Raw genomic sequence first — 9,655 nt, forward strand, 5'->3', positions numbered from 1 at the left:
GGCCCGCCTCGCGCACCGCCCCCGGGTCCCCGTCCCGGTGCCGGCCCGGTCCGCTCAGGAGGCCCTCGTCCAGTATGGCGGGCTATCGTCCGGCTTTGTACGGTGCGGGACGCGCCTCGGGACCGAGCCTCGCCATCGCGCGCAGAATGTGTTTGGGCGGGAGTTGCCAGCGCAGACGTGCGGGAACACAGCGCAGCAGGGTGCCCGTGGCCCGCAGCCTGCGGGTGACGACGGCGGCTGCGGGGGCCGGTCTGCCGTACAGCTCGTGGGCGTACGGTGGCAGGCAGGCGTAGGCGAGATGCGCCACGCGCCGCCACAGCACCTCACGCGCCGGGACGAGCAGGGGGTGCGTCGGCGGGCGGAGCAGGAAGTCGTCCACGGCGCGTGCGTCGGCTCCCGCGGCGAGTTCGGGGCGGACCCGGTCGAAGTAGGCGGCCATCTCGAGCCGGCCGGCGGGCACGGTACCGGGGTCGAGGCCCACCAGGCGGGCGCTCTCGCGGTGTTCGGCGAGATACCGGTCGGCCTGGGCGTCGCTGAGCGGGAATCCGGAGCGGCGCAGGACGTGCAGATAGGAGTCGACCTCGGCGCAGTGCACCCACAGCAGCAGCTCGGGGTCGTCGATACCGTACCTCTCCCCCGTTCGCGGGTCGGTCGCCGACAGCGTCCGGTGGATCTTCCGCACCCGGGCGCCCGCCTTCTCGGCGGCTTCGGTCGTCCCGTACGTCGTCGTCCCGACGAAGTTCGCGGTGCGCATCAGCCGGCCCCAGGCATCGAGCCGGAAGTCGGAGTTCTGCATCACCCCGCGCACCGCGCGCGGATGCAGGGCCTGCAGGTACAGCGCCCTGATGCCGGCGACCCACATCATCGGGTCGCCGTGCATCTGCCAGGTCACCGAGGACGGCCCGAAGAGCCCGGGGTCACCCCTGTGAATGGTTGCCACGTCGGCAGGCTAACGCCGTACCCGTGGCATCCCCAGGCCGATCCAGGAGATGATCTCGCGCTGGATCTCGTTGTTGCCGCCGCCGAAGGTGAAGATGACCGCGGAGCGGTAGCCGCGTTCCAGCTCGCCGTGCAGGACCGCGCCCGCCGAGCCCTCCTTGAGCGCGCCCGCGGCGGCCACGACCTCCATGAGCCAGGCGTAGGCGTCGCGCCGGGCCTCGGAGCCGTAGACCTTGACGGCGGAGGCGTCCTGCGGGGTGAGGGTGCCGTCCTGGACGGCGCTGACCATCTGCCAGTTGAGGAGCTTGAGTGCGTCGAGCCTCACATGGGTCTGCGCCAGGCGGCGGCGCACCCAGGGCAGGTCGATCACGCGCCGGCCGTCGGCGAGCTTGGTCGCGGCGGCCCAGCGCTGCACGTCGTGCAGGGCGCGGATCGCCATGGTGCCGTGGGCGGCGAGGGTGACCCGCTCGTGGTTGAGCTGGTTGGTGATCAGCCGCCAGCCCTGGTTCTCCTCACCGACGCGGCGGTCGACGGGGACGCGGACGTTCTCGTAGTAGCTGGCCGTGGTGTCGTGCGAGGCGAGGGTGTTGATCAGCGTGCAGGAGTAGCCGGGGTCGGTGGTCGGCACCAGCAGCATGGTGATGCCTTTGTGCGGCGGGGCGTCGGGGTCGGTGCGCACGGCGAGCCACACCCAGTCGGCCGTGTCACCGTTGGTGGTCCAGATCTTCTGCCCGTTGACCACGTACTCGTCGCCGTCACGCACCGCGCGGGTCCTCAGGGAGGCGAGGTCGGTGCCCGCGCCGGGCTCGCTGTAGCCGATGGCGAAGTCGATCTCGCCGGACAGGATCCTGGGCAGGAAGTAGGACTTCTGCTCCTGGGTGCCGAACCGCATGAGTGTCGGGCCGACCGTGTTGAGCGCCATCAGCGGCAGCGGCACGCCGGCCTGGGCGGCCTCGTCGAAGAAGATGAACTGCTCCATCGGGGTCAGACCCCGCCCGCCGTACTCCTCGGGCCAGCCCACCCCGAGCCGGCCGTCGGCGCCCAGGCGCCGGATGGTGGCGCGGTAGAACCGCTTCTGGGCGGCGGGGTCCGAATGCCGGGCGTAGGCGTTGTCCGGCACCAGCTCGGCGAAGTAGGCGCGCAGTTCGTTGCGCAGCCGCTGCTGCTCGGGCGTGTGGTCGAGATGCACGGCGCCTCCAGGCTCAACAGGCCGGTCTGACGGCGCACACCGTAGAACGTGTTCCAGAAATTGGGAATGGCGGTGCAGCCATGTGTCACCGGGCCGGTCCGGGCCGGCCCGGTGTCACACGAGGGTGGCGATGAAGTCTCCGCAGGCGCGGGCGCAGGCCCGGCAGGCGTCCGCGGCCTGCTCGGCCCCCGGGTGGCGGTCGAAGACGTGGGCGCTCTCCAGGCAGACGGTCCGGCACCACTCCAGCTGGAGGCGGATGCCTTCCTCGTCCTGGCAGTTCTGCTCGGACAGCATCCGGCAGGTCGCGTCGCACACCTCGGCGCACATGATGCCCTTGCGCCGCACGACCTCCTGCTCCTTGCTGCCGCCCGGATCCACCAGGCTCGCGCGCAGCGCGCACACCCGCGCGCAGTCCGTGCAGGCCTGGGCGCAGGCGAAACGGTCCTCCAGGAACTGGATCAGTTCCTGTTGCGAAGTGGTCGATGATGTCGTAGTCACACCGCGCGGGTAGCCGGTGCCGCACCCCGCCAAACCCGGGGCTCCCAAGGGGTCCGGCCCGTGTTCCGCCCGCCCCGCGGCGCACCCGTCCGGCGACGGGGAACGGCGGAGCACCACGCGGACACACAGAGCCACGACGCACGACGAGACACGGAGGTGGAGACCGTTCCCGGACGACAGGAGCTGCCACCGCCGCTGGAGCGCTCCTCCCGGGACGCCCGGCACACCCGGATCAAGGCCCACGACTCGGCGGTCGAGCAGTACGGCGAGGGCGAACGGACCCACAGGGTGGCCTACGGCGAACGGGCCCACAGGGTGGCCTACGGCGCGCTGAAGTACACGCACGAGAAGGTCGGCCACCACTGGGAACGCAAGGAGCGCGGCCGCAAGGGCCCCTCGGACCCGCGGTCGGCCAAGCCCCGGGGGCGGGGCGCACACGGCGGCGAGGGCGTCGGCGAGAACGCGTCCAAGGAACACCCGTACGACGTCGCCGGGCGCCTCGATGTCGAGGGGCGTTCGCGGATGTCGAAGGCGCAGCTGCTGGACGCGGTCCGCAGGGCGAACCGTTCCAGGACCAGGGACTCCCGCTCCGGGTGAGGCGAGCAGGTTCGCGGCGCGGACCGGGGGTACCCGCGGCCCATGAGTACCCCATCGCTGGACATCGCCGCGGCCCAGGGCGCGGCGATCGGCATCTGGCCGTTCGTCGTCGGACTCGTCCTGGTGGCGCTGCTGATCGGCGCCTTCTGGATGGGCGCCCGGATCCGCCGCCGCGAGCCCGCCCCGCCGCGCCCGGAGGAACAGCCGCGCCTGCCCGAGTCAGGACCGGTCGGCGCGGTCCTGGAGAACCGTGAGCCCGACGAGGTGCCCAGGAGCAATGACCGTCTGACGCCGCACCGGCTCAAGGAGCACGGCAATCCCGGGTCCCGGACGAGCCCGGCGCATGCGCGCCCCCGCTGGGACGAGGGCAGCAGCGGCTCGTTCGGCAGCGGTGGACCGGGCGGCCGCTGACCGGCCCGCCGCACTGTTGCCGCCGTCGTGCCGCGGGGAGGGAAGTGGACTCGTCCCTGACGACTGAAGTGGACTCGTCCCTACGACTCCGGCCGCAGCATCCTGCCCCCCGGCCACGGCCGGCTGCCGCCCGGCGCGCCTGGCCGGTGGAAGTGAGGCGGAGGACAACTGCAGTCCCGGGCGCTCCGGGTCGACCCGCCCCAGCAGGGCCGAACGCCCCCGGCGAGGAAGGAAGAACGAGAACGCCGTCGTCATGTGGAGGTTGCCGATCACCTTGTTGATCGGCGTGGTGGCCCAGCACATCGGGGCCCGTCCGAGCCACCGTCCGAGCCCGGCGTTCGTTCGTCCTCCGCACCGGCGCCGGACGCGGCCGCTGCGCCGGCCCCCCGCCCTCCGCCCTGTCCGCCGCCATGCGCCGTGGACGCCCGGGCGCGTCCGGCCCCGCCGCTCTTGTTCCGCCCCCCTCCCGCTCCCCCCCCGCTCCGCCTCCCCGCCCGGGTCTGCGTCCCCTCCCGCTCCACGTCCCCTCCCTGGTGCGCGTCCTCCCCGCCCGGGTGCGCGCGGCCCGTTCGGCCGCGATGATGGGTTTACGCGCCCGCGATGCCGGGTTTGCGCGCCCTCGCGCCGGTCACCCGGGGCCCGGAGAGGAGGCGCCGTCGCCATGTCACGCCCGGTTTGGTCCCGCCCGGCGCCGCGCGACGCCGGGCGGGGCAACGGTGCCCCGTGGCGGCCGAGTTGACCGGGCGCCAGCCCAGGGCCCGCCCGACGACCCACCTCTCCTGGGGCGTTGAGCTCTACCGGCGTGGCAAGGACCTGGAACTGATGCACCGGGCGATGGGGTTCGCCACGCTCGCCCTGGTCACCCTGGCCCCGCTGCTGATCGTCGTGGCGGCGGCGGATCCCCTGCACCACGGCGGGTTCGCGCTGTGGCTGGTGGACGGCATGGATCTGTCCGACAAGTCCGCCGCGGTGCTGTCCGAGGTGTTCACCCCGCCACGCAAGGTGGTCGGCAGCACCAGCGTGTGGGGCGGAGTACTCCTCGCGGTGTTCGGCGTGTCCTTCTCGGCCAGCGTGCAGAACGCCTACGAACGGGTGTGGCGGCTGCCCGCCGGGCCGTGGCACCGCATCTGGCGGCAGGCGGTCTGGCTGTGCGCGCTCATGGCGTACCTGTACGGACAGGTGCAGACCCGCACGGTGCTCGCCGGAACGTACCGGATGCTGATGAGCCTGGCGATCGGCGTGATCTTCTTCTGGTGGGGCCCGCACTTCCTGCTCGGCCACCAGGTGCGCTGGCGGCTGCTGCTGCCCGGCGCCGTCGCCACCATGGTGGGCCTGGTCGGCCTGCGCGCCTTCTCCTTCCTGGTGTTCACCCCGCTCATCGTGACCAACGCCGTCAGCTACGGGGCCATCGGTACCATCCTGGTGGTGGAGTCCTGGCTCGTCGGTGCGGGGTTCGTCATCTACGGCGGCGCGCTGGTGGGGCACCTGCTGTGCGACCGGGCGGGGCATCTGCTGGAGCACGAGGAGCCTCCCAGGGGATAGCCGGGCGCCGGGCGCCAGGGCGCGTGTGGCGGGGACCGGGCGGGGCACTCGGGCCGGGCCCGCGTGATCGGGCCGGCGCTGACGAGGGAGGCATCCATGACGGCCGGAGAGCGGTCCTACGACGACCGGGGCGAGGTGCCGCTGGGCGGGTACGCAACGCTCGCGGCGACCTTCACGGCGGCCATGGCACTGTTCGCCGTCGCGGCCCGGCGGCGGGGCGTGCGGCTGCCGGACCGGGTTCCCCCGTGGGACGTCGCGCTGCTGGGCGTGGCGACGTTCAAGGCGTCCCGGCTGCTGTCCAAGGACAAGGTCACCAGCTTCCTGCGCGCCCCCTTCACCCGTCGCACGGAGGAGATCCCGGCCGGCGAGGTGATGGACGAGGCCCGCGGCAACGGCCTGCGGCGCGCCGTGGGGGACCTGGTGTCCTGCCCGTTCTGCACCTCCGTCTGGGTGGCCGGCGCCCTCGCCGGCGGCTACGCCTGCGCGCCGCGGGCCGCCCGCCTGGTGTGCGCGGGCCTGGGCGCGGTGACGGTGGCGGACTGGCTGCAGTACGCCTGGAGCTTCACCGAACAGAAGGCGGAGGGCGGAGGGCGGTGACCGAGCCGGCCAGGCCGGCGCCGGCGACCAGGCCGACCGAGCCGGCCGGGCAGTTGGTGGCGGCCCGGCGGGTGGGGCAGACAGAGCGGGTGGGGCAGACAAATTCGGTGTTTGAGGTGCGGTTCGACGGCCGCGGCGGCTTCGAGGTGGACCCCTCGGCCTGACGGCCCCCGTTCCGCCTCGAAACCCTGCCACCACCTGACCGACCCCCTAGGGCGCCGGTTATTACATGTATCATTTGGAAAAACCCTCCTCGCGCGTCGCGGTGGATGAAGGGAGCAGGTCATGACCTATGTGATCGCACAGCCCTGTGTGGACGTGAAGGACAAGGCGTGCATTGAAGAGTGCCCGGTCGACTGCATCTACGAGGGACAGCGGTCCCTCTACATCCACCCGGACGAGTGCGTGGACTGCGGGGCGTGCGAGCCGGTCTGCCCGGTCGAGGCGATCTTCTACGAGGACGACACTCCTGAGGAGTGGAAGGACTACTACAAGGCCAACGTCGAGTTCTTCGACGAACTCGGCTCACCGGGCGGCGCGTCGAAGCTGGGCCTGATCAACCGCGACCATCCGCTGATCGCCGCCCTGCCCCCGCAGAACCAGGAGGGGTGAGACGGCCTTGGCCTCCGCGCGCAAGAGTCCTCGCCGCCGCCTGGTACTCGAGGAACTGCGCGCCGCCAGGACACCGTTGGGCGTGACGGAGGTGGCCGGCCGGCTCGGCGTCCACCCGAACACCGTGCGCTTCCACCTCGACGCCCTCGTGTCCGAGGGCACGGTCGACCGGCGTGCCGAGAAGCCCACGGGTCCCGGACGACCCCGTACGGTCTACGCCGCGCGGCGCGGGATGGACCGCGGCGGGAGCCGGGGTTACCGCCTGCTGGCCCAGATCCTGCTCAGCCAGCTGGCCTCCACCGGGCCGGACCCGAGTGCGGCGGCCGCGGAGGCCGGGCGCGCCTGGGGACGCTTCCTGATCGATCCGATGCCGCCCTTCCGGCGGCCGACCGCCGAGGAGTCCGCCGTCCGGCTCACCGCCCTGCTGGAGGAACTGGGTTTCGCACCCGCCCCGGAGGGCGGCGGCGAGGACCGGCCCCCGGAGCGGATCCGGTTGCGGCACTGCCCGTTCCTGGAACTGGCCGAGGAGTACGGGCAGTTGGTCTGCCCCGTCCATCTGGGCCTGATGCAGGGGGCGTTGACGGAACTGGGCGCGCCGGTGGCCGCGACCCGCCTGGAGCCGTTCGCCGAACCCGACTCCTGCCTCGCCCACCTGGCGCCCGCATAGCCCCTCGACGCGGGGGCGCTCCGGCAGGGAACCGACGAGCCGGCGAAGGGTTCCGCGGATCAGCCGGCCGGAGGGGTTCCCGTACCAGCCGGCCGGAGGGGTTCCGCGGAGCCGGCGCGGCCGCCGCCGCGTCCGCCCGTTCCCGGGCTCGCATCCGTCGCGCCGGTGGCCGGCGCACGTGACCTTCGCTGCCGCAAGGCTGATACTGCCGATAGGAACGACTCAGCCGTCCCCCTTCGACCCACACCGGAGAACTGACACCCCATCACCGAAGTCGACACCCGCTCTGACCTGCAAAAAGGCGGGTCATGGGCCCATCTGCTAGTCTCACCAGGAGGCAGCCATGAAGATGCTCATCAATGTCGCCGAAACCGTGGTCGCGGACGCGCTGCGCGGCATGGCGGCCGCCCATCCCGAGCTGTCGGTCGACGTGGAGAACCGGGTCGTCGTACGGCGGGACGCCCCCGTGGCCGGAAAGGTCGCCCTCGTGTCGGGCGGCGGGTCGGGGCACGAGCCACTGCACGGCGGGTTCGTGGGATCCGGGATGCTCTCGGCGGCCTGTCCGGGCGAGGTCTTCACCTCCCCGGTGCCGGATCAGATGCTGCGGGCCGCGGCGGCCGTGGACAGCGGGGCGGGCGTGCTGTTCATCGTGAAGAACTACACCGGTGACGTGCTCAACTTCGACATGGCGGCCGAGCTCGCCGGGGACGAGGGCATCCAGATCGCGAAAGTGCTGGTCAACGATGACGTCGCGGTGACGGACAGCCTGTACACGGCCGGACGGCGCGGGACCGGCGCGACCCTGTTCGTGGAGAAGATCGCGGGTGCGGCGGCCGACGAGGGCCAGCCGCTGGAACGGGTGGAGTCCGTCGGCCGGCAGGTCAACGAGAACTCCCGCACCTTCGGCGTCGCGCTCAGCGCGTGCACCACCCCGGCCAAGGGCAGCCCCACCTTCGACCTGCCGGCCGGCGAGCTGGAGCTCGGCATCGGCATCCACGGCGAGCCGGGCCGGGAGCGGCGCCCGATGATGACCTCCGGCGAGATCGCCGACTTCGCGGTGCACGCGATCCTGGAGGACCTGAACCCGAGCAACCCCGTGCTGCTGCTGGTCAACGGCATGGGTGCCACCCCGTTGCTGGAGCTGTACGGCTTCAACGCCGAGGTGCACCGGGTACTGGCCGAGCGCGGTGTGGCCGTCGCCCGCACGCTGGTCGGCAACTACGTCACCTCCCTCGACATGGCGGGCGCCTCGGTCACCCTCTGCCAGATCGACGAGGAGCTGCTGCGGCTGTACGACGCGCCGGTGAGCACGCCGGGCCTGCGCTGGGGCATGTGAGCCCGCGACCGCGCCTCGACCGTACCTACCACGCAAGGGAGATCCCGTGCTCGACGCCGACTTCTTCCGCCGTTGGATGACGGTGACCGCCGCGTCCGTCGACCGCGAGGCGGAATGGCTCACCGCCCTCGACTCGCCCATCGGGGACGCCGACCACGGCAGCAATCTGCAGCGCGGATTCAAGGCCGTGCGGGCCGCACTGGAGAAGGAGGCACCGGACACGCCCGGCGGGATCCTGACGCTGGCCGGACGGCAGCTGATCTCGACGGTCGGCGGCGCGTCCGGCCCGCTGTACGGGACGCTGCTGCGCCGGACCGGCAAGGCACTCGGGGACAGCGCCGAGGTGAGCGAGCAGGAGCTCGCCGAGGCGCTGCGGGCCGGGGTGGACGGAGTGATGACGCTGGGCGGGGCCGTGCCGGGCGACAAGACCATGGTCGACGCCCTGGTCCCGGCCGTGGACGCGCTCGGTGAGGGCTTCGCCGGGGCGCGCACCGCCGCCTGGGAGGGCGCCGAGGCGACCACGCCGCTGCAGGCCCGCAAGGGCCGGGCGAGCTACCTGGGCCCGCGCAGCATCGGGCACCAGGACCCGGGAGCCACGTCGTCGGCGCTGCTGATCGCCGCACTGGCCGAGGCCGCGGAGGGCTGAAGTGAGCGACGAGAAACTGGTCGGGATCGTACTGGTGTCGCACAGCGCGGAGGTGGCCGCCTCGGTGGCCGAGCTGGCGAAGGGGCTGGCGGGCGGTGGCGCGGTGGTGCCGGTGGCGCCGGCGGGCGGCAGGGCAGGCGGCGGGTTCGGCACCAGTGCCGAGCTGGTCGCATCGGCGGCCGCGTCCGTGGACCGGGGCGCCGGGGTCGCCGTCCTCACCGACCTCGGCAGCGCCATCCTCACGGTGAAGTCGCTGCTCGCCGAGGGTGACGAACTTCCCGGCGGCACCCGCCTGGTGGACGCGCCGTTCGTCGAGGGCGCGGTCGCCGCGGTCGTCACGGCAGCCACGGGAGCGGATCTCGACGCGGTGGAGGAAGCGGCGACGGAGGCGTACGGCTACCGCAAGGTGTGACCCGGGCCGCACGACCCGACCGCGACCCGCCACCTCACCGCAGGGGCCGGTCCACCACACAGGGGCCGGTCCACCACCTCACCTCAGGGGCCGGGCCCACTGCCTCACCGCGGGGCCGGGCCCACTGCCTCACCGCGGGGCCGGGCCCACTGCCTCACCGCGGGGCCGGGCCCACTGCCTCACCGCGGGGCCGGGCCCACTGCCTCACC

Annotated in this window: 12 protein-coding genes; 9 read left to right on the forward strand and 3 right to left on the reverse strand. The window is 72.9% G+C overall.

Annotated features, from left to right (window positions below):
- Nucleotides 1–82: 82 nt before the first annotated feature.
- From ACH4UM_RS29170 to ACH4UM_RS29180, 3 genes are all read right to left on the reverse strand, one after another.
- Complete coding sequence (locus tag ACH4UM_RS29170) at nucleotides 83–880, reverse strand: oxygenase MpaB family protein (RefSeq protein WP_398185604.1); 798 nt, start codon at nucleotides 878–880, stop codon at nucleotides 83–85.
- Between the two features lie 69 nt (nucleotides 881–949).
- Nucleotides 950–2,128, reverse strand: a complete 1,179-nt coding sequence (locus ACH4UM_RS29175) for an acyl-CoA dehydrogenase family protein (RefSeq protein WP_398185513.1) — start codon at nucleotides 2,126–2,128, stop codon at nucleotides 950–952.
- A gap of 114 nt (nucleotides 2,129–2,242) precedes the next feature.
- Nucleotides 2,243–2,626, reverse strand: coding sequence for a ferredoxin (locus ACH4UM_RS29180; RefSeq protein WP_398185516.1), 384 nt, complete (start codon nucleotides 2,624–2,626; stop codon nucleotides 2,243–2,245).
- A gap of 156 nt (nucleotides 2,627–2,782) precedes the next feature.
- Between ACH4UM_RS29180 and ACH4UM_RS29185 the strand changes: the two genes are divergently transcribed.
- The 9 genes from ACH4UM_RS29185 to ACH4UM_RS29225 all read left to right on the forward strand — a co-directional run bounded on the left by ACH4UM_RS29185 (nucleotide 2,783) and on the right by ACH4UM_RS29225 (nucleotide 9,446).
- A complete protein-coding gene (locus tag ACH4UM_RS29185; RefSeq protein ID WP_398185518.1) occupies nucleotides 2,783–3,223 on the forward strand; it encodes a ChaB family protein in 441 nt (146 codons plus the stop codon).
- Nucleotides 3,224–3,265: 42 nt separating this feature from the next.
- Complete coding sequence (locus tag ACH4UM_RS29190; protein WP_398185520.1) at nucleotides 3,266–3,634, forward strand: DUF6479 family protein; 369 nt, start codon at nucleotides 3,266–3,268, stop codon at nucleotides 3,632–3,634.
- Nucleotides 3,635–4,369: 735 nt separating this feature from the next.
- A complete protein-coding gene (locus tag ACH4UM_RS29195) occupies nucleotides 4,370–5,176 on the forward strand; it encodes a ribonuclease BN (protein WP_398185606.1) in 807 nt (268 codons plus the stop codon).
- Nucleotides 5,177–5,272: 96 nt separating this feature from the next.
- Nucleotides 5,273–5,773, forward strand: a complete 501-nt coding sequence (locus ACH4UM_RS29200; RefSeq protein ID WP_398185523.1) for a DUF1360 domain-containing protein — start codon at nucleotides 5,273–5,275, stop codon at nucleotides 5,771–5,773.
- 285 nt (nucleotides 5,774–6,058) lie between these two features.
- A complete protein-coding gene (fdxA, locus tag ACH4UM_RS29205) occupies nucleotides 6,059–6,385 on the forward strand; it encodes a ferredoxin (protein WP_398185525.1) in 327 nt (108 codons plus the stop codon).
- Nucleotides 6,386–6,392: 7 nt separating this feature from the next.
- A complete protein-coding gene (locus tag ACH4UM_RS29210; protein ID WP_398185528.1) occupies nucleotides 6,393–7,052 on the forward strand; it encodes a helix-turn-helix transcriptional regulator in 660 nt (219 codons plus the stop codon).
- 343 nt (nucleotides 7,053–7,395) lie between these two features.
- Nucleotides 7,396–8,388, forward strand: coding sequence for a dihydroxyacetone kinase subunit DhaK (dhaK, locus tag ACH4UM_RS29215; RefSeq protein ID WP_398185531.1), 993 nt, complete (start codon nucleotides 7,396–7,398; stop codon nucleotides 8,386–8,388).
- 46 nt (nucleotides 8,389–8,434) lie between these two features.
- Entirely contained in the window at nucleotides 8,435–9,034 is a 600-nt protein-coding gene (dhaL, locus tag ACH4UM_RS29220) for a dihydroxyacetone kinase subunit DhaL (RefSeq protein ID WP_398185534.1), read from the forward strand.
- A gap of 1 nt (nucleotide 9,035) precedes the next feature.
- Nucleotides 9,036–9,446 (forward strand): PTS-dependent dihydroxyacetone kinase phosphotransferase subunit DhaM, encoded by a 411-nt coding sequence (locus tag ACH4UM_RS29225; RefSeq protein WP_398185537.1) that lies wholly within the window; start codon nucleotides 9,036–9,038, stop codon nucleotides 9,444–9,446.
- The last annotated feature ends 209 nt before the right edge of the window (nucleotides 9,447–9,655 follow it).

Source organism: Streptomyces sp. NPDC020801 (assembly GCF_044334385.1).
Lineage (GTDB): Bacteria > Actinomycetota > Actinomycetes > Streptomycetales > Streptomycetaceae > Streptomyces.

Excerpts from the sequence above, each read along its gene's own strand:
- dhaK (WP_398185531.1), top strand. The coding sequence starts at position 7,396 with ATGAAGATGCTCATCAATGTCGCCGAAACCGTGGTCGCGGACGCGCTG.
- ACH4UM_RS29190 (WP_398185520.1), top strand. The coding sequence starts at position 3,266 with ATGAGTACCCCATCGCTGGACATCGCCGCGGCCCAGGGCGCGGCGATC.
- ACH4UM_RS29170 (WP_398185604.1), bottom strand. The coding sequence starts at position 880 with ATGCACGGCGACCCGATGATGTGGGTCGCCGGCATCAGGGCGCTGTAC.
- ACH4UM_RS29200 (WP_398185523.1), top strand. The coding sequence starts at position 5,273 with ATGACGGCCGGAGAGCGGTCCTACGACGACCGGGGCGAGGTGCCGCTG.
- fdxA (WP_398185525.1), top strand. The coding sequence starts at position 6,059 with ATGACCTATGTGATCGCACAGCCCTGTGTGGACGTGAAGGACAAGGCG.